A 19,230-nucleotide genomic window follows, 5' to 3' on the forward strand; every position below is an offset into this window, starting at 1 on the left:
GTTACAAGTATTATGCTAAAAGGTTTTCAATCAGAAACGTATGACACTCAATATGTTTTTCGAGAATTGCTTTCTGCTATGGCAAAGCCAGGAATTATCAAAGATATGGAACTTGATATGGCCTGCCCGGGCAATCTTCATATGGCATCCGGAGCAATTTTGCTTGCATTACTGGATTTTGAAACCCCATTATGCTCGGATCTTAAAAATACTGATCAAGCAATTCAGTGGATCCGCTTTCACACTGGTGCGCCCATTATCCGCATGCCAAACCGATCTTTGTTTGCACTTTACACAAACCTGGAACAACTCAAAGACCCTGCTGAGTTTAACCAGGGGACCATTGAGTCTCCTGATCAATCCACAACCCTTTTGATTCAAACAAGCGGGCTGGAAAATAATGGCAGGATAAAGCTTACGGGACCGGGCATTCAATGCAAAACCTATCTTAACCTCAAAGGGGTAAAAGACATTTTCCTGCATAAGCGTGCAGATATGATTAATAACTATCCACTGGGAATTGATATGATTTTTATTTACAACAACCGTTTTGTTGCTATTCCGCGCACAACAAAACTGGAGATCTTCTGATGTATGTTGCAGTAAAGGGAGGCGAAAAAGCTGTCAAACAATCCAGAAAGATGATTGCAAAAAAACGGCGGGGACCGGACAGCATTCCACAAATCACCACAGACCAGATAGAAAACCAGATGGGACTTGCTGTTGACAGAGTGATGGCAGAAGGCTCTTTATATGATAAAAAAGCTGCGGCTACAGCTCTAAGACAGGCCCAGGGAGACACTGTGGAGGCCATCTTTCTGGTCCGGTCATTTCGATCTACTCTTAAACGATTTGGCACATCAAAACCCATTGACACGGAAAACATGCAAATTCTTCGCCGCATATCAGGTGTGTTCAAAGATATTCCCGGCGGACAGATTTTAGGTCCCACCTATGATTACACCCATCGGCTCATTGATTTTAAAACTGATGACAAAAAAGGACAAGAAACCAGGCCGCTGATAAAGGAAACGGCTTCAGATCAGAATAATTATTCCAAACCGCAACATTATTCCAAACCATCAAAGCCTTCCGACCCACCACAAAAATTTGCTCGCGTTGTTGATCTGTTAAAGAAACAAGAACTCATGGAAGAAGAGCCTGAAGAACTAATCGGTGACAAGGTAGAAGACCTTACACGAGAACCACTTAAATTACCTGCTTCCAGAAGTATTCGACTTCAAAACCTTGCCCGGGGAGATGAAGGCTTCCTGCTGGGATCGGCATACTCGCTGCAAAGAGGATTTGGTCTTGATCGACATCCTTTTTTAGGTGAACTTCGTGTCGGGTATGTAAGTGTAAAATACACACCGCCTGAATTGGGATTTGAAATAAATATCGGCAGGATCAAGATTACAGAATGTTTTATGCTGAACCGGTTTGACGGTTCAGAAAATCAATCGCCCGGATTTAAAAATGGCTACGGGCTTGTTTTTGGCCAGAATGAAAGAAAAGCCATGTCAATGTCTTTACTGGACAGGTCTTTACAATCAAGTGAAATAGACAAAAACGTCACATATCCCGGGCAAGATCAGGAATTTATTTTGTCCCACAGCGATAATGTTGAGTCATCCGGATTTGTGCAGCATCTAAAGCTGCCCCATTATGTTGATTTCCAATCAGAACTGATCCTGATCCGAAACCTTAAAACAACAATATCCAAAAAGGAGTCCAATCGTTGAGTCATCAATATAATTTTGCTTATCTGGATGAACAATCAAAAAAAATGATCCGGCGTATAATGTTAAAAGCCGTTGCCATACCAGGGTTTCAAGTGCCTTTCGGTGGAAGGGAAATGCCGCTGCCCTACGGATGGGGAACAGGAGGAATCCAGCTGACCGCCTCACTTTTGGGAAAAAATGACACCCTCAAAGTCATTGATCAGGGATCAGATGATACTGTGAATGCCATCAGCATTAAAGATTTTTTTAAAACCACCGCCAACATAACCATTACGGAAAAAACCGAAGAAGCAACACTTATTCAAACCCGGCACAGAATCCCGGAAACACCACTAAAGGAAGGTCAAATAATGATTTTCCAGGTGCCGATTCCGGAACCGCTGCAATTTATCGAACCCAAACACACACAAACAGTAAAAATGCATGCGTATCAAGAATACGGCACCATGTATGTTAAATTATACGAAGATATAGCAAAATATAATAAAATTGCCACGGCTTTTGATTATCCTGTACAGGTAAATCACCGGTATATAATGAGTCCGTCCCCCATTCCAAAATATGACACTCCAAAACTGCATCAATCTCCGGCCATGCATTTTTTTGGTGCGGGCAGGGAAAAACGCATTTATGCCGTACCGCCTTATACAGATGTAAAAACCCTTGATTTTGAAGATTATCCCTTTGAGTTGGAAACATGGCAGGAACCATGTGCCATTTGTGGTTCAAAAAATAGTTTTTTAGATGAAATAATCATGGATGACAACGGCAAAAAACTTTTTATATGCTCGGATACCGAATACTGCCAAAGAGTATCAAAAGGAAAGGAATCATGACAACCATGCCTTCAAAAAATATTTTACCATTACTGAAAGTGAAAAATCTTTCTAAATTTTTCGGCAAACGTGTTGGATGTTATGACATCAATTTTGAACTCTCAAAAGGTGAAGTCATAGGTATTGTAGGAGAATCAGGATCAGGCAAATCAACTTTGCTCAACTGTATTGCAGGCAAGATGCCTCCGACAAATGGAGCTGTATTTTTCAATTCTTCTCATGGAATTATTGACCTTTGCCAGTCTGATGAAGCCTTGTTAAGAAAAATTTCAAGAACCCAGACAGGCTTTGTTACACAAAATTCCAGGGACGGTCTTCGAATGGGCATCAGTGCAGGGGGAAACATAGGTGAACGACTCATGGCAAACGGTATGAGAAATTATAAACAGATCAGAAATATTGCCCTTGAATGGCTTAAAAAAGTTGAAATCGACCCTGAAAGGATTGATGACACACCTGAAACATTTTCCGGCGGCATGAGGCAACGTTTGCAGATCGCTGCAAATCTTGTCACGGAACCCAAAATAATGCTCATGGATGAACCCACATCAGGCCTGGATGTCTCTGTACAGGCAAGACTTATAGATGTGTTGCGCAAACTTGTTACCCGGCTTAACCTGTCCATGGTTCTGGTCACACATGATCTGGCAGTGGCAAGATTGATGTGCCACAGGCTGTTTGTCATGAAAAACGGAAAAATTATTGAATCAGGTTTAAGTGACCAGATTCTCGATGATCCGAGAAAGCCCTACACCCAACTGCTGGTCTCATCTGTATTAACCCCCTGAAAATCATCAGGCTTGATTAAAAGAACTGCTGCGGACAGATCTGCTCTTCTTTCAACTTGGTTTGCCCCACAACTGATCATGAAAACCGCAATTTTATTTGCAAAGAGTTGAACAAAAAACACTGATTTAAACAAACAAATGAAAAGGACACTATTATTGGAATGGGCACTTAAATTAATCGATATTGGAAAAGATTTTGTTTTTCACCATCAGCATGGAACAAGACTGGTTGTGCTGGACAACTTTTCCATGGACTTTTTCCCGGGGGAAACTGCAATTCTTTCAGGCCCGTCAGGGTCAGGAAAAAGCACTCTTCTTAGAATGATTTATGCCGGTTACAAAACAGGCAAAGGCAAAATTTTAATAAAGCATAATAATCAACAGGTGGATATTGCAGCTGCTTCTCCATCCATTATTTACAGCATACGGCAAAACACCATAGGATATGTAAGCCAGTTTTTAAGAATAGTCCCAAGGGTATCTGCCTTAGATACCGTCATAGAACCCCTCATTGCCAGAAATATCAGTGAATCCATTGCCCGAAAAACAGGAAAGCAGATGCTGGACAGGCTAAATATTCCACAAAATCTCTGGCACCTTTCCGCCGCTACTTTTTCAGGTGGAGAACAGCAGCGGATCAATATTGCCAGAGGTTTTATTGCACCCTACCCCATCTTGCTACTGGATGAGCCAACTGCATCTTTAGATGCAAGAAACCGTCAAGTGGTAATTGAATTGATTCAAGAAGCCATTGGCAACAGCACTTGTGTTCTTGCCATTTTTCACGACAAGTCTGATCAAAAAACCATTGCAGACCGGATTATTGATATGTCTGCAAAGTCTTTTCAGGAGATTTAAAAGAAATGAACAATAAACGACTTATTACCAATGGTCCTTTATTTGACGGATTTAATTTGTATGACCAGGGATCAGTTTTAATTGAAGGCCAGAAGATAGCAGGAGTTTTTAACGGAGCTGTCTGTATTGACGATGCAACCGATATTGATGCCCAAGGAGACCTGATCATGCCGGGACTCGTGGATCTGCATTCAGACAGTCTTGAACGAAGCATTGAAAAGCGAAAAGGAGTCTTTTTTGACATTGACTTTGCCCTTTTAAACCTTGACCGACAGCTTGCAGCCTGCGGTATAACAACTTTTTGCCATGCCATAAGCTTTGCCGATGATGAACTGGGGTTAAGATCCCCCAAAGAAGCTCGAAATTGTGTACAAAAAATCAAAAACTTTAATAAATCCGAACAGTCACTGGTCAAGCACAACACACATATCCGCTATGAAGTTGGATCACAAAAAAGCTTTCACATAATAAAAGAGCTGTTAAACCAAGGCATGATTGATATCATGTCCGTCATGGATCATACACCGGGCCAGGGTCAGTTCAGATCCATGGAATCTTATATCAAATTCCACACCACCGAATATTATCTTTCCCAACATGAAATTCTTGAAAAGGCAGCTGAAAAACAGGCTGAAAATCAAAAATCATGGCAAATGGTGACAGAACTTATAAATATGGTCAATGCAGCCGGTATTCCAATCTTAAGCCATGATGATGATACTCGGCAAAAAATTGATCTGATAAAAAAATTAGGTATCAGTGCAAGTGAATTCCCTGTTACATTGGAGGCTGCAACCCTGGCATACAAATCCGGAATGGACATTTTCATGGGCGCTCCAAACCTGATCCGCAATCAATCCACAAACGGCAACCTGAAAGCCTCGGATGTTCTCAAGCACGGATTTTGCACAGGGCTTGTATCAGACTATTATCCTGAATCCCTGTTTCAGGCCGCATTTATTGCATCAAATTTCACAACCAGCCGGGAGAAAGCTCTTCAAACAGTCACCTCTGGGCCGGGAAGTTTCTTGAAACCCACAAAAAATGTAGGCGTTCTTGAAAAAGGTTCGGATGCAGACATCATTATTGTCAACCAAGATCATTCATGGGCACACATTACCCGGTCGTTTGTCAGAGGAAAAAGCATTTTTCAAATCCAGTGATACTAATTTTTTTAAAGGAATAACAATGGAACAAGAATCCCAGCCTGTTTTACAAGTAAACAATCTTACAAAAATTTATCCCGGCAATATAAAAGCAGTTAACGATGTATCTTTCCAGGTAAAAAAAGGAGAGATGGTGGCTGTTTTAGGCCCTTCCGGTGCAGGCAAATCCACCCTGCTTCGGTGCATGAACCGTTTGATCAATAAAAATACCGGGCAAGTTCTGGTCAATGGAAAAGATATCACTCAATGCAGAGGCCAGGCATTAAGGCGGCTTAGAAGTGATGTTGGTATGATATTCCAGCAATTCAACCTTATCCCGAGATTAACGGTATTTGAAAATGTTCTGGCCGGACGTCTTAGTCATACAAGCAATCCTTTCTGGTGTACTGCATCAATTTTCCGGTTTTTCAATGAAACAAACAAACAAAAAGCCTTTGATGCATTAAAACGGGTTGGAATTGAACACCTTGCACCCAAAAGGTCGGACAGTCTTTCAGGAGGGCAGCAGCAAAGAGTAGCCATTGCAAGAACACTTGCCCAGGAACCTGAAGTGATTCTTGCGGACGAACCCGTTGCCAGCCTTGACCCGGCCAGTTCGCAAAGGGTTTTAGGCATTTTAAAGCAGATCAGTGAATCCAAAAATATTCCGGTCATTGTCAATCTTCATCAGGTTGACCTTGCCCGGCAATTTGCCACACGGATTATTGGTATTCAGGAAGGAAATCTTATGTTCAATGGACAAGTGGATGATTTCAGCCTGGACATTGCAAGAACCATTTACGGCACCCAGTTTGAATCAGCGGTTTGTACCAATGAACTAAAACAGGTTGCAGCAGCTTAGTAATTTATCAATTATTTTAAGGAGAAAAACCATGAAAAGCATTTTAAAAATTATTATTACCGTATTTTTTTTTACTCTGATTGCAGGCGGAAACGGACTTGCCAGCCAAAACTGGCCTGATAAAATCAAGCTTGGGTTAATACCAACTGAAGGAGGTGCGGACATAAAAACGCGTTTCAAGCCACTGATTGATCATCTTGAAAACTGCCTGGGCCTGAAAGTAGAACCATTTTCAGCGTCCGATTATGCCGGCATCATAACTGCCATGGCCCATAAGCACATTGATTTTGCATACTTTGGACCTAAAAGCTATGTTGAAGCATCAGCACGCGCCAATGCCCAGGCCCTTGCATTAGAGCTAAATAAAAATGGGGCCAAAGGCTACTATGGTGTGATCATAACAAATAAAAAATCAAATATCACAACCATGGACCAGGCCACAGACAAAACCAAAACCTTTGCGTTTACAGACCCCAATTCAACCTCCGGCTGCCTTGTTCCAAGCGTTCTTTTCTATAGAGACCTTGAAACACCGCCTGAAAAACTTTTCAGGGAAGTCTCTTTTTCAGGTTCTCATGGTGCCAGTATTCTGGCTGTTAAAAACAATAAAATTCAGGTTGCAGCCACCAACAACATTGATCTGGACCGAATGACGGAAAAAGGGGCGGTTTCCCAAGATGATTTTAATATTATCTGGAAGTCCGAACTGATCCCAGGTTCCCCCATGTGCGGAAGAAAAGATCTGCCGGAAAGCTTGAAAGCCGCATTTACAGGTGCTTTAATGTCATTTAATTTTAATAAAAGCGGGCTTGACAAACTCCAGACAGGCGGCTATGCCCCTGTGGATGATACAACCTATGATGTTGTCCGCTATATGAAACGTCTGAAAGCCAAACTTCAGGAAAAGAAAGGCAATTAACATGACAAAAGGATACAGAATATGGGTTGCCATTGCTGGATCAATGCTTGTGGCAGGTTTTTTTTTGCCCTGGCTGGGTAAGACACCTTTTTTTTTCTCAGGTCTTTTTTTTGCCACGCTCGGACATGCCTTTTTATTTATTCTCCCCATATCAGGAATTGCAGCCGTTGTGCCGGTTCTGATAAACAAAAGACCAAGGCCGTATCAAATTCTTTATCCTGGTATGGCAGGAATCCTGATTTTGGAGATATTGATATCCGTCTTGATATTCAAGGATTCAGGGGTACTAATGATAAGCTTATCATCTCCGGCCATGGAGATCATAAAACTGAACATGGATACGAGCATGATTTTTTTCCATCCTCTCAAAGACCTGGGGCCGGGATTGATTCTAAATTTTGCCGGTATCTGTATCCTTTGCCTGCTACCTTTTTTTTATAAAAACCAATACCAGACAATTGAAAAAAATCAGAATTTTTACAGACACATTATTCAGGAACCTGCTGTCAGCATTGAATATAAACGTTTTGGCATGATACTGTCTTTGTTTACCGTTCTTATCATCACCTATGCATGGTGCGATGTCAGTCCGACAAAACTCTGGGAAAACAGGGGCAATGCCAAAGAGTATCTGTTTGGCAGGCAATTATCCCAAAGTGATATGGAATACATAAACAACCAGGAAAAACGTGCCCTGGAAATTGAGGCTGCAGGCCTGGCAAGAGAATTCATGTCCAATAAATACCGGGATGTTGTATTTTCACAACAGCCGAATGCTGAACAAAAAGCAAAAGAAAGAGATGCTGTTAAACAAAAACTGCTTGCACAAATGGAGGAACAAGAAAAACAACTCATTAAAAACGAGGCCAGAAAAAACGCATTAATTGACAAGCGTGGGGGATATTTTCCGCCTGAAACATCTTTGCCCAAAATAAGGGGTTATATCATTGCTTTGATTGAAACAGTTGCCATTGCAATATGGGGAACATTGCTGGCAGTTATCTGTGCCATTCCGATCTCTTTTTTTGCAGCCAAAAACACACTGAAATTAATCATTTCATCAGAAGATCTCAAATCCAGATCAATACGCAGCAGCATCACCTTTTTTGTCCGGCGGTTTCTGGATTCATGCCGGGGATTCAACGAATTTGTCATGGCCCTTATTTTTGTCGCCGTTATAGGACTTGGGCCCTATGCCGGTATTCTGGCACTATGGATTCATACATTTGGAATTTTAGGAAAAGTCTTTTCCGAACAGATTGAAGCAATTGAATCCGGTCAGGTGGAAGCCCTCACATCTACGGGAGCCGGTGCTTTCCAGATCATTGCATTTTCCGTTATGCCACAGATCATGCCGGTTTTAGTCTCTTATACCCTGCTAAGATTTGAATCCAATGTTCGAAGTGCTGCTATTCTGGGATTTGTCGGTGCAGGAGGCATTGGATTTTTGATTTTTGATAAGCTGAACGGTTATTTATTCAGAGAAGTTTGCACCATGATGATCATCATTATTATGACGGTTGGGATTATTGACCATTTTTGCGGAAAAATCAGAATGAAATTCATATAACTGCCACGGGCAGACCTGGTCTTTCGCTCAGATTTGCCCACAAAAAAACATGAAAGTCACTATTTGGATTTTTGAAGACTTTCATATAAAAAAAAAGGAACCTTTTTATGAACCGGATCGGCTCAAAAATTGATGAAGTGAGAATTGACGGCTGTATGGATAAATTTCAAACAGACCTTGAAGAGATAAAAACAATGGGGATTCATGCGATAGAACTGCCTGTTCACGGGCTTGATGCAATCATAAACGGAAAGCTTCACCAAAGGCGGGTACAAGAGATATTGGGAATTTTAAAAGAGTTTGACTTTCAATATTCTGTTCACGCCCCCAATCCATTGAACCTTATGGACAAAGAAAATCCTGATCTCCATTCAGATGTTCTGCTGGCATCTCTTGAATTTGCACAACAAGCTGGTGCTACCGTTGTTGTTGTTCATCCGGGTCGATTCATACCCGAAGAATGGTTTGGCCTTTCTTCTGTACCAAGCATTTCGCAAAAACAAAAAAATGATCTTCTTGAGCAAGAAGCTTTGCTGCTGCAGACCATTGCAGATCAATACCCTGATATCATCATTGCCATGGAAAATGCACGGCCCTATCTGAATCAAAGCCCTTATACTTATGCTGAATTTATCCTGGATTTAAAACATCAAGTTCTGTGCATCAACAAAGAAAATGTAAAAATCAATCTTGATTTGGGGCATCTTTACATGACCTCCACATTCTACAACTATGACCCTGTAAAAGCCGTCTTAAACATCAAGGATTTAATCGCACACACCCATATCCATGATAACTTTGGAGGTGTGGTAAACCATTATGAAAAACAGCAGACCCATCAGATTCCTTTTGGCAAAGGAGACTCCCACATGCCGGTTGGTTGGGGAAAAATTCCCATTGCACATATTATGGAAATAATTTTACCGGAATACAAAGGCTTATTGATGATGGAACTGCGCAGCCGATATTTTAACCATATAAAAGAATCAGCAGAAAATCTATCTGCAATGCTTGAACACATCTGAAATATTTTTCACAGTGTGTTCAAGCTTAATTAGGCAGACGTTTTTTTTGTATCAAAAACTATGATTGAGTTATCATATTGTTGAAACCAAGGGAAAAATCTTTAAACTCGTCCTTTGCATCAAAGGTTATAACCTGATCGGCACTTACTTCATTTTGCCGGTTTACAAGCGCCTTTTTTTGTTCTAATGATGATTTTATGTGTTTTTGAGAGTTTGCCGCCATCGCCTTATCCTGCCCCGGCATATTTTTTCCCGAAATCAGCAGAGCAAGATCGTTCATATATTCTCTCAAATGTTCAGCCTGGGCATTCATTTGTTCGGCTGCAAAAGCAGATTCATCAGCATCAGTGGCAGTCTGCTGAACCACCTTGTCTATATCAAAAATTGCCGCGGTTACCTGTTCAATACCATGGGATTGCTCATGGGAGGCTTCTGAAATCTCAACAACCAATTGCCCAACCTTGTCTGTACTTTTAGCAACGTCATTAAAAGAATCACAGGTTTTTAAAACAAGGGCTGAGCCGGCATCAACCTTTTTTATTGTATCCTCGATCAAATCTGCCGTATCTTTTGCAGCACCGGCAGCTCTCATGGCAAGATTCCTGACCTCATCTGCAACAACTGCAAAACCGACTCCGGCCTCTCCTGCCCGGGCAGCTTCAACCGCAGCATTCAGGGCAAGAAGATTTGTCTGGAAAGCAATTTCATCAATAGTTTTAATGATTTTAGAAGTTTTGTTACTGGACTTTGAAATATCATCCATGGAATGGGTAAGCTGATCCATAGAGTAATTTGCCGCTGCAACCACTTTATTGGCCTCTTTCATCAAGTGATCGGCATGGCTTGAATTTTCAGCAGTCTTTTTTGTCATAGAAGACATCTCTTCAATTGACGAAGAAGTTTCTTCTATGGAGGCCGCCTGTTGTGATGCCCCCAAAGCAAGGGACCGGCTGGTGGAAGACACCTGGCTCGAAGCAGACGCCACCTGCCTTGCCCCTTCTCCCATTCCCTTGATGATTCTATTAATCGGATTGACAACTGACCTTGTAATCAAAAACATTATGCCGCCAATAATGATCACACAGGCAATTCCCATAATGATATTCATATTGCGAATCTGTGTGACGGGAGCAAAGACTTCAGACTTGTTTGCAGTAGACGCCACAATCCAACGCATGGTTGCTTCTTCTGTAAATGCCGCTATTTTATCAATACCGTCATAGGCATAATGTATCAGACCGCTTCTTTTTTCCATCATATGATAGCCAAAATCATATCGGCGAACATTAAATGTTAAAATTTTTGATTTGTCAGGATGGGCTATCACGTTTCCGGCATTGTCAATGATATATGTATACCTGAGGCCCTCAACCTGTTCTGAATCAACAAATGTTTTGATAAAATGGTTCAAATCAACAGCTTCAAACAAAACACCGGCTATTATATTGTTTTGCTTTACAGGAGAAGCAATGCAAAAAATCGGTTTCCCTGATATTTTACTTTTTATGACTCCTGAAACCGATACGTTTCCGGACATGGATTGCTTAAAATAATTTCGATCCGAAACATTCATGGTTCCGATATGTCTGGAATCAGAGGAGGCAATAATTTCGCCTTGGTTATCTGCCAAAGCAATGAGTTCAAAAAATGCATTATTTTCTATGATCTTTTTCAAACGAAGGCTTGCTGTTTTATGCTCCCCCCCATGGCGTAAAGATTCATATGCTGCATTTTGAAATATATCTTCCCTGCTGAAATTAACCGCATCATTTTTCCGCTCCATTATCCAACTGCTCAATTGCTTTGAGATTGAATCAGACACATACCCCAGTTGATCGGATATGGCATTTTCAAGGGCCTTGCTTGATTTCAAGTATGACATAAAAAATATTGCAGCCAAACAAACAATAACTGCCGCCAAAGTAGGAACTAAAAATTTATTTTTCAAGCTGAATTTCATTGGTATTTTCCTTATGGTTCCAGGTAAAAATCAAGGCTAAAAAACCTTTTGCGGGATCATTTCAATTTGTTCTAGTGCCTGAACTGAAAGATTTGTAAACGGTAATGCTTCAAGCCGCCTCAAACCGATTTTATCGCCGGTGATCTGGCAGTACCCGAAACTGCCGTCTTCAATTCTTCTTAAAGCTGCATCAATTTGTTTGACCAGACTGGTATTGCGTTCCTGAACCCAAAGCTGCTGTTCAATATCAACCAATGAATTACTGCGGTCAAGAATGTCAGGGTGGGCAGATCCCGTTGTTTTGATTTGCCTTTTAGTCTGGTGTATTTTTTCAATCAGTTCCATTTTAAGCCAGCTTAACTTGTTTTTAAAATAGACCAACTGGTTTTCATTCATATAAGATTCATTGCTTAAACAATAATGAATATCCATGGTTTTTGTTGTTTCCATGATTTTTTTCTCCTTACATTGTATGATTTAACGTTTTAATTCCAGGTTTTGCTGATCAATTGTTTTGTATCCGACCAATTTCCATTCAATACCCATTGGGAAATCCGACCGGCCACGTTGGGATACTCTCTTTTTATTTTTGAAGATTGGCTCAGCCATAGGTTCAATTTATTTTTGTCCAATGAGCTCATAACCATTCCTGAATTTAAGATTTCCAGAGCCATGGCATTGGACACCTGTTCAAACTGACCTTTCAAAGGCTTTACCAATATTTTTTTACCCAGAAAAATAGCTTCGGCAGGCAGTTCAAATCCTGCGTTGCAGATCACCCCCGAGCATGTTGCAAGATCGTCATAAAATGTTGTTTTGGAAAACGGATGCCAACTGATGTTATCTTCTTTAATTTTAGGCATTTTTCTGGTACCTCCATATACGGCAAATTCAAATTTTGAAAACGGCTTTAAAAATGCCCGGACATGATCTTTGTCCTCAAAAGGCAAGTAGACAAGAATAAGCTTTTCATCCGTTACGTTGGACGCTTTAAAACAGGTTGGAATAACAGGAGGGACTATGGGCTGATTAAAATGGTGCCAGTGCATACCAATTGTATAATCAGCCGGTGCAAAATGTTTAATAATCATATGGGCGATAAAATTGGACCGATCCATGGGAACATCATGTAAGAAAGCATATTGATGGGCTATGCCGATACTGGGAATTTTATTTTTTTTGGCAATCATTGACGCGACAGGTTCAAAATCAGTTATGACAAGATCATAGCCTGATGCATCAAATGACAGAACATCTCTTGCAAACTGACCTACAGACAAGTTTTTTGCCGTATGAAAAATCTGGATACCTCCCTTTTTAATGGAAAAGGTAAACCCCTTATAAAATCCCACAGGACTGATAATTGATGGATCATAAAATTTATCTTTGCCACAGCCGCTGAAGATAACATCCACTATGACACTTTTTTTTTGTAATTCATCAATGATCTGAGTTGCCCGGGTCATGTGACCATTGCCCGTACCTTGTATGCCGTATAAGATTTTCATATCAAACCGGCCTCAGGCTACATTTTTTTTTAAAATCCGTTCTGATTTCAAACAAACCAAATCATTTTCCAGGGCAATATCCGGTCTGGGACTGACTGGGCTGGAAATGGCTGATTTCATTTTTTTTGTGCCGCCCAAAATATCATTTAAAGCCTCATCCCAGCTGTATTGAGTTTTTATTCGATCCTGACAGGCTGCTCTCATCATAGCAAAATCGTTTGGACACTCAGATTTCATGGTGTGAACGGAACAAATTTGCTCCACCCATGCATCTGCATCAGAAAGACTCAAAACTTTTCCTGTTACGCCGTTGTCTATAATTTCCCTGGGACCGCCCACATCCGTTACAAGAGCAAAAAGACCTTTGGCCTGGGCTTCTAAAATGACCATCCCAAAGGTATCCGTGGTGCTTGGAAAAACAAAAATATCCGATATTTCATAGTATTGCTGAAGTTCTTTGTTTTCCACATACCCTTTCAAATGAATTCTATCAAAAGGTTGGCAAAGTGATTTGAAAAATTCAAAATCAGGGCCATTGCCGCACAAAACAAGATTTAAATCAGGAATTTTTTCACATGCTTTTTGATAAGTATCAATCAAAAACTCAAGGTTTTTATCTTTACTGACTCTGCCGGCCCACATCAATATTGTACCGCTTTTAATGCCTTTTTCTTTTTTAAAGGCTTTTTTCCAGGATAAAGACGGCTTAAAATCTTCAACAGTAAACCCGCGTTTAAAAATACTCATTTTATCCATTGCATAATTTTGTTGTGACAAGATTTTAATATACTCGTTTGTCGGCACTTTTATCCGGTTTGAAAAAGAATAAAACCGGTTGATGCAAACCTGGATCAATCCGACCAGGGCTTCATCTTCAAAAAGATACTCTGCCTGGGCGGCAAAATCGGTATGGTAAATTGAAACACAGTCGATTCCCAGAAGCCCGGCCATAATCATGCCTAATATGCCAACCGGCCCGGGTGTTGAAACAATGATTTGATCCGGCCTATACTGATAAATCATTTCCATGGAAGCCAGAAGAGATGGAAAATTCAAAGAACAGGATGCATAAAATTCAGGTGTAACGCTATATATGCACGGCAGGTACATGATATTGGATTCATTTGATTTGTCCGGCCCATGCTTTTTGGAAACACAGGTTACAAAACTAACATTGAGATCTCTTTTTACAATCTGTTCTCTAAAGTTGTTCAAAGTGACTGACACACCGTTGAGATCATTTATCGTATCTGAAAACCATAAAACCTTTTTATCAGATAATGTATCGTTTCCATTGCATTTTTTTTTTAATGAAAGAATCATATCCCTGTCCTGCGACAGGTGACGCAAAGATGAGAAAAAAGGAAAACTTACAAACAAAGCAGGAAGGGCAGACATTAAGTTTTTAAATAATTTTCCAATATCGCCTTTGGAAAAATCATTTACAAATGATTCCAGCAGCATTTTGAAAAATTCGTCCAGCAATTGTCCCATGCTGTGATAGATACTTTCTATTTTGGTTTCCATATCCAAATGTTTATTATGGGACCAATTGTGCAAATCTTCAAAAAATTTTAAAATAATTTTATCTTTTATTTGTTTGCCCTTTTTGATTTTTCTTAACGTGATCCATTTTTTCAAACGGCTTTGCCGGTCTTCAAATACAACGTCATTAAAAAAAGACATTATCCCGCCGGGAGAGTTTTTCCGCCCATTAGAAGAATAATCACAAAAAATTTTATAAATTGAAAAGGCAAAAGATTTATAATCATTGCACCTGCCCTTGAAATATGTTTTTTTGTCTTTAATCTGTGCAATAAAATGTTTTTTTGACACAGCACCATTGCTGACTGTGGCTGTCAGGCCTATAAACAGTCCTGCATGGTCATCTGAACCACCGGTAAATCCTTTTATCCACGGAGTATCACTAATGGGTTTTATCTTGTGCTTTTCAGACAAATCCTTAATCATATCCTGGGTTAAATTTTCTAAAACGCCCTTCCATATTTCATTATAATGTCTGTTTCTGGCACCATTTAACCCTTCAAAAACATCAAACAAAAGAATCAATTTTTCAAGAATCTCAATACTCAATTTTTGATTAACATTATAAAATCCATGAGCAACAGAGTAAGCAATATCCTGAGCCTTTAAATAATCTCTAAAAAAATAAATATTATGGCGTATCGCCTCTATATTTAAAAATTCCTCTGGTGTGATATCAAATACAAGAACATGAATTTTACAATTATTTTCCGGAAAATATGTCGTAACTTCCACGCTTAAAAAAGTATCATCCGGATATTTTTGGATCAGCTCAAGTCCGCCCTCAATGGTGTTATGATCCGTTACTGTAACAAAATCCATTTTGTTTTGTTTTGCAATTTTATACAAAGTGTCAATATCAGTATAAGATTCTCGTGCGTTTACTTTTTTTAAAAACCATTCCGAAGGTCTTTTCGATGCTTTTGAATGGACATGAAGATCTGCTATCATTTTTCCTCCTGAAGCCGCAATTTATTAAATTCAACTACTTTTAAAAAAAACATATGAGAATTGAATTAAGAAATCATTTTAAATTGATAAAACCTGGAATAAACTATTGTTCTTCCTTTTTTCTTACTTTATAAATTATGTCTTGTGATTGAATTGTTCGTAAGTTTTTAACCAAACAGGATTATACCATTGAAGCTGACTTGAATACCCTGACCGGGAAATCAGGTGAGAATAGAAAAGGTATTATTATAGACAAAAAAAATGAAAGACAAAAAACATAGTGAATTGCAATCAGGTCTGATTTTCTTTTGCTGTTTTATCGCTATGCTGATATGGGGGTTGACCTTAAACCAGCTTCATAAAAGTAAAAATTTTCTTTTACATAACCTGAAACGGGAACAAAACAACATAATCGGTATACTTACAGAAAATATGTTTCAGGCTTTGGAGCAAAAGAGGCCCATTGAACTGCTCGCCCAGAAATGGTTTTCCGATCACCAGCAAAAATCCTTGAACGATATTACCAACTTTATTAACGGAGAACGTACCTTCAACAGAGTCGTTCTTTATAGACTATCAGGAGAAACGTTTTATCAATCCTCACCCCTTCAGCTCCCCCCAGAAAATCAGGAGCATATCAAGTACCATATTAATGAGATGGCGATTAATCATAAAGCAATGATCCTTAATTGCCAGATTGATTCCATGAAAACTTCCTGGCAAATGCCAATATTATTTCCACTGAAACAAGGAAAAAACATACAAGGAGCAATGCTTCTTGAGTTGGATATCGGATATATTCTTAATCTTTTCCGGGATATTGATATAGGCAAAAAAGGAAACATTACCATCTTCAACAAGCAGTGCAAAAAGCTTATTCGCTTTGAAAACGGTGGCCTGATCATTGAAAGCTCATTGTCTGAAAAACCGACGGTTGCTTACATGCAAAACGTTTCCGGCTCAAAAATTTTACAATTTCCCGGTCAGGAAGAATACTGTTTATCCTACAAACATGTCAGGAACTATCCTTTCATTATTACCGTCAGCCAGGAATTGAAAGAATTTTTTTCAAGTTTTTATCAAAATACAAAACAACAGATTTGGAGCCTTTCGATTCTCACATGTTTCTGTTTTATCGGCCTTTGGCTTTTATGCAAAATGATAAACAAAAAGCAGCAATATCTGATTGAGCTGAAGGCTTCCAATGCAAAAAACAATGAGCTGATCGTACAACTGGAGCAAAAACATCAGACTGCCGTTAACGAAGCATCTTTCGACCCTTTAACAGGTCTTTATAACAGGCGTCTGTTTATTTCCCTGGCAAAAAAAAACCTGGCCCTGGGCAAGCGTAACTCGTTTGTTTATGCCATCCTTTTCATTGATCTGGATAGATTTAAATCCATAAATGACACCCTGGGACATCTCATCGGGGATTTGCTGCTTAAGGCAGTTGCAGAACGTCTGGTCGATTGCACACGCAAATCGGATATTGTTGCCCGTTTTGGAGGAGATGAGTTTGTTGTCATGCTGGCCAATCTGGAAACAGAACAAAACATTTCTCCTATTGCCGAAAAAATTATCACTGTTGTTTCAGAACCCTTTAAAAATATTGACGGACACCTGGTTACAACCAGTCCAAGCATTGGTATCTCCATATTCCCCAGCGACGGTGAAGATATAGAATCCCTGCTTGAAAATGCAGATGCTGCCATGTACAACTCAAAACGTTCCGGGCGAGGACTCTACAGTTTCTTTGATACAAGTCTCAACACCGTTTCCATCCAGGATCTTGGACTGGAACAGCGCATGCCGTCGGCCATTGCCAATAATGAATTTATACTGCACTATCAGCCGATCATAAGGCTTACAGACTTCCGTGTTGTTGGGCTGGAAGCCTTGATCCGCTGGCAGCACCCTGATTATCATCTTGTATACCCATCCGACTTTATCAAAACCGCAGAAGATACCGATTTAATTACAACACTTGACAACTGGGTACTTGAGGCTGCCTGTCAACAGATAGTCAAATGGCGTTCCGCAGGGTTGAAAGTTGTGCCGGTGGCTGTGAATGTTTCTCCCGTACTGCTGAAAAGCAAAAAATATCCCGATCTTTTTTTCGAAACCCTCAGCCGCAATCAGCTATTACCGGAAAATATTACTATCGAAGTCACACGAACTGCCTTTATTGAGGGAAAAAACAACGTCATTGAAAACCTGGAAATCTTTTTATCCAAAGGCGTAAGAATTTCACTGGATAACTTTGGCAACGGCAATGGCAACGGGATTTCCAATCTAAATCGTATCAGCTCACTTCCCATAAGAACCCTTAAAATAGACCGCCGTTTTATTCAGAAAATTCGAAATAATTTCAATGACAACTCCATTATTTTATCAACAATTGTTCTTGCAAAAAAGCTTAATTTGACTGTTGTTGCTACAGGGATAGAAACCCATGAGCAGCTTGTCAATCTTAAAGTTGCAGGTTGCGATCAGGTGCAAGGCTATTTTTTCAGCCGTCCGGTTCCTGAAAGACAAATCCGTGAATTCCTCATCTCACCATTAAGGAGTATACCAGCATGAAAAACTTTTTTATTATATTCTTAATCTTTTTTGGTTTATTATTTTTTCATAAAACTTCCCCTGCTTTTGAGTCATCTGATGCTGATAACACAACCAAAACACCTCTATCTTTTTCATTGATTCCCAAAAAAAACATAGATCAGCAAATATCAAATCTGGCTCCCCTGTTTCAATTGTTGGAAGAAAAACTTTACAGACCAATTAAAATCATCCGTCCCCATTCCTACCAAGCCGTTATAGAGGGTATTCTTTCACATACCATTGATTTTGCGATTTTAGGACCGGCATCATATGCCAAGGCAAGAGCAAGGGATAACCGTGTGGATGCCTTTGCCTCCTTTACCACTAAAAAAGGTTTTACAACCCCACAGGGAAGCTATTACCATTCTATTCTTTTTACGCTTAGACATACGGGATGTGACACTATTGAAAAACTGAAAGGGAAAAAAATCGCCCTAACTGACCCGGCAAGCACCTCTGGTGCCATAATTCCGAATATGGTATTTTCCAAGCATATTGGACAGCCGCTGCAAACCTTCTTCGGTACACATGTTTACACAGGTTCTCATGACCGCTCCATCAAGGCAATTGCAAACGGATTTGTTGACGCAGCTTTTGTTGCGTCTGTCCGAATAGATGAAGCTGTTCAAAAAAAGCTTATACCCCCCGATCAAATTGTAATTCTGTGGCGTTCCAACCCAATTCATTATGATCCTTTTGTATTTGGCGGCAGCGTCAATGAGCCATTAAGGACTCAACTCAAAAACATTATACTGTCGTCAGCATCACCTCAACTGGAGCAGATGTTAAATAACATGCAACTGACCGGAATTGAGAAAGTCTGCAATGAAGATTATCAGGCCATCCATGATATCATTGCCGTACAGACACAAAAAAACAAATAACCGATTACCTGTGACCGGCAGCGGTGTTCAGATCTT

At 39.9% G+C, this 19,230-nt stretch carries 16 protein-coding genes; 12 read left to right on the forward strand and 4 right to left on the reverse strand.

The features are described from left to right. Positions 1–12 precede the first annotated feature (12 nt). The 10 genes from phnH (at position 13) to TOL2_RS17100 (ending at position 9,745) form a co-directional block, all read left to right on the forward strand. A complete protein-coding gene (phnH, locus tag TOL2_RS17055) occupies positions 13–591 on the forward strand; it encodes a phosphonate C-P lyase system protein PhnH (protein WP_014958537.1) in 579 nt (192 codons plus the stop codon). Further along, the gene (locus TOL2_RS17060) at positions 591–1,742 is read left to right on the forward strand and encodes a carbon-phosphorus lyase complex subunit PhnI (protein ID WP_014958538.1); all 1,152 of its coding nucleotides are present in this window, start codon (positions 591–593) and stop codon (positions 1,740–1,742) included. The genes phnH and TOL2_RS17060 overlap by 1 nt, the downstream gene beginning before the upstream one ends. After that, complete coding sequence (locus TOL2_RS17065; RefSeq protein WP_014958539.1) at positions 1,739–2,578, forward strand: alpha-D-ribose 1-methylphosphonate 5-phosphate C-P-lyase PhnJ; 840 nt, start codon at positions 1,739–1,741, stop codon at positions 2,576–2,578. The genes TOL2_RS17060 and TOL2_RS17065 overlap by 4 nt, the downstream gene beginning before the upstream one ends. After that, the gene (gene phnK, locus TOL2_RS17070; RefSeq protein WP_014958540.1) at positions 2,575–3,366 is read left to right on the forward strand and encodes a phosphonate C-P lyase system protein PhnK; all 792 of its coding nucleotides are present in this window, start codon (positions 2,575–2,577) and stop codon (positions 3,364–3,366) included. The genes TOL2_RS17065 and phnK overlap by 4 nt, the downstream gene beginning before the upstream one ends. Before the next feature lie 156 nt (positions 3,367–3,522). Then, entirely contained in the window at positions 3,523–4,224 is a 702-nt protein-coding gene (phnL, locus tag TOL2_RS17075; RefSeq protein ID WP_014958541.1) for a phosphonate C-P lyase system protein PhnL, read from the forward strand. Positions 4,225–4,229: 5 nt separating this feature from the next. Continuing rightward, positions 4,230–5,387 (forward strand): alpha-D-ribose 1-methylphosphonate 5-triphosphate diphosphatase, encoded by a 1,158-nt coding sequence (locus tag TOL2_RS17080; RefSeq protein WP_014958542.1) that lies wholly within the window; start codon positions 4,230–4,232, stop codon positions 5,385–5,387. Positions 5,388–5,412: 25 nt separating this feature from the next. Continuing rightward, entirely contained in the window at positions 5,413–6,231 is an 819-nt protein-coding gene (gene phnC / locus TOL2_RS17085; protein WP_014958543.1) for a phosphonate ABC transporter ATP-binding protein, read from the forward strand. A 31-nt stretch (positions 6,232–6,262) separates the two neighbouring features. After that, positions 6,263–7,150: a phosphonate ABC transporter substrate-binding protein gene (gene phnD, locus TOL2_RS17090; RefSeq protein WP_014958544.1), complete on the forward strand. Its 888-nt coding sequence runs from the start codon at positions 6,263–6,265 to the stop codon at positions 7,148–7,150. 1 nt (position 7,151) lies between these two features. Beyond that, positions 7,152–8,720 carry a phosphonate ABC transporter, permease protein PhnE gene (phnE, locus tag TOL2_RS17095; protein WP_014958545.1) on the forward strand — a complete coding sequence of 523 codons (1,569 nt, stop codon included), beginning with the start codon at positions 7,152–7,154 and terminating at the stop codon, positions 8,718–8,720. Positions 8,721–8,827: 107 nt separating this feature from the next. Further along, positions 8,828–9,745 carry a sugar phosphate isomerase/epimerase family protein gene (locus tag TOL2_RS17100; RefSeq protein ID WP_014958546.1) on the forward strand — a complete coding sequence of 306 codons (918 nt, stop codon included), beginning with the start codon at positions 8,828–8,830 and terminating at the stop codon, positions 9,743–9,745. Between the two features lie 58 nt (positions 9,746–9,803). Here the strand turns inward: TOL2_RS17100 and TOL2_RS17105 are convergent, their stop codons facing one another. The 4 genes from TOL2_RS17105 to TOL2_RS17120 are packed head-to-tail and all read right to left on the reverse strand — an operon-like array spanning position 9,804 to position 15,709. Further along, positions 9,804–11,705 (reverse strand): methyl-accepting chemotaxis protein, encoded by a 1,902-nt coding sequence (locus TOL2_RS17105; protein ID WP_014958547.1) that lies wholly within the window; start codon positions 11,703–11,705, stop codon positions 9,804–9,806. Positions 11,706–11,741: 36 nt separating this feature from the next. Then, entirely contained in the window at positions 11,742–12,155 is a 414-nt protein-coding gene (locus tag TOL2_RS17110; RefSeq protein ID WP_014958548.1) for a TraR/DksA family transcriptional regulator, read from the reverse strand. A gap of 35 nt (positions 12,156–12,190) precedes the next feature. Then, positions 12,191–13,213: an MJ1255/VC2487 family glycosyltransferase gene (locus TOL2_RS17115; RefSeq protein WP_014958549.1), complete on the reverse strand. Its 1,023-nt coding sequence runs from the start codon at positions 13,211–13,213 to the stop codon at positions 12,191–12,193. A gap of 12 nt (positions 13,214–13,225) precedes the next feature. Then, positions 13,226–15,709: a glycosyltransferase gene (locus tag TOL2_RS17120; RefSeq protein ID WP_014958550.1), complete on the reverse strand. Its 2,484-nt coding sequence runs from the start codon at positions 15,707–15,709 to the stop codon at positions 13,226–13,228. Positions 15,710–15,970: 261 nt separating this feature from the next. Here TOL2_RS17120 and TOL2_RS17125 point away from each other — a divergent pair, with 261 nt between their 5' ends. Both TOL2_RS17125 and TOL2_RS17130 read left to right on the forward strand, forming a co-directional pair. Next, positions 15,971–18,289 carry a bifunctional diguanylate cyclase/phosphodiesterase gene (locus tag TOL2_RS17125; RefSeq protein WP_014958551.1) on the forward strand — a complete coding sequence of 773 codons (2,319 nt, stop codon included), beginning with the start codon at positions 15,971–15,973 and terminating at the stop codon, positions 18,287–18,289. Continuing rightward, complete coding sequence (locus TOL2_RS17130) at positions 18,286–19,194, forward strand: phosphate/phosphite/phosphonate ABC transporter substrate-binding protein (RefSeq protein ID WP_014958552.1); 909 nt, start codon at positions 18,286–18,288, stop codon at positions 19,192–19,194. Before TOL2_RS17125 ends, TOL2_RS17130 begins: the two co-directional genes overlap by 4 nt. Positions 19,195–19,230: the final 36 nt, after the last annotated feature.

It is taken from the genome of Desulfobacula toluolica Tol2 (genome assembly GCF_000307105.1).
Classification (GTDB): Bacteria; Desulfobacterota; Desulfobacteria; order Desulfobacterales; family Desulfobacteraceae; genus Desulfobacula; species Desulfobacula toluolica.

Bases quoted from the DNA above. Each gene is read 5' to 3' on its own strand.
- phnK (WP_014958540.1), top strand. From the start codon at position 2,575: ATGACAACCATGCCTTCAAAAAATATTTTACCATTACTGAAAGTGAAA.
- TOL2_RS17115 (WP_014958549.1), bottom strand. From the start codon at position 13,213: ATGAAAATCTTATACGGCATACAAGGTACGGGCAATGGTCACATGACC.
- phnC (WP_014958543.1), top strand. From the start codon at position 5,413: ATGGAACAAGAATCCCAGCCTGTTTTACAAGTAAACAATCTTACAAAA.
- TOL2_RS17130 (WP_014958552.1), top strand. From the start codon at position 18,286: ATGAAAAACTTTTTTATTATATTCTTAATCTTTTTTGGTTTATTATTT.
- phnH (WP_014958537.1), top strand. From the start codon at position 13: ATGCTAAAAGGTTTTCAATCAGAAACGTATGACACTCAATATGTTTTT.
- TOL2_RS17125 (WP_014958551.1), top strand. From the start codon at position 15,971: ATGAAAGACAAAAAACATAGTGAATTGCAATCAGGTCTGATTTTCTTT.
- TOL2_RS17120 (WP_014958550.1), bottom strand. From the start codon at position 15,709: ATGATAGCAGATCTTCATGTCCATTCAAAAGCATCGAAAAGACCTTCG.
- TOL2_RS17080 (WP_014958542.1), top strand. From the start codon at position 4,230: ATGAACAATAAACGACTTATTACCAATGGTCCTTTATTTGACGGATTT.
- phnD (WP_014958544.1), top strand. From the start codon at position 6,263: ATGAAAAGCATTTTAAAAATTATTATTACCGTATTTTTTTTTACTCTG.
- TOL2_RS17110 (WP_014958548.1), bottom strand. From the start codon at position 12,155: ATGGAAACAACAAAAACCATGGATATTCATTATTGTTTAAGCAATGAA.
- TOL2_RS17100 (WP_014958546.1), top strand. From the start codon at position 8,828: ATGAACCGGATCGGCTCAAAAATTGATGAAGTGAGAATTGACGGCTGT.
- phnE (WP_014958545.1), top strand. From the start codon at position 7,152: ATGACAAAAGGATACAGAATATGGGTTGCCATTGCTGGATCAATGCTT.
- TOL2_RS17060 (WP_014958538.1), top strand. From the start codon at position 591: ATGTATGTTGCAGTAAAGGGAGGCGAAAAAGCTGTCAAACAATCCAGA.
- TOL2_RS17105 (WP_014958547.1), bottom strand. From the start codon at position 11,705: ATGAAATTCAGCTTGAAAAATAAATTTTTAGTTCCTACTTTGGCGGCA.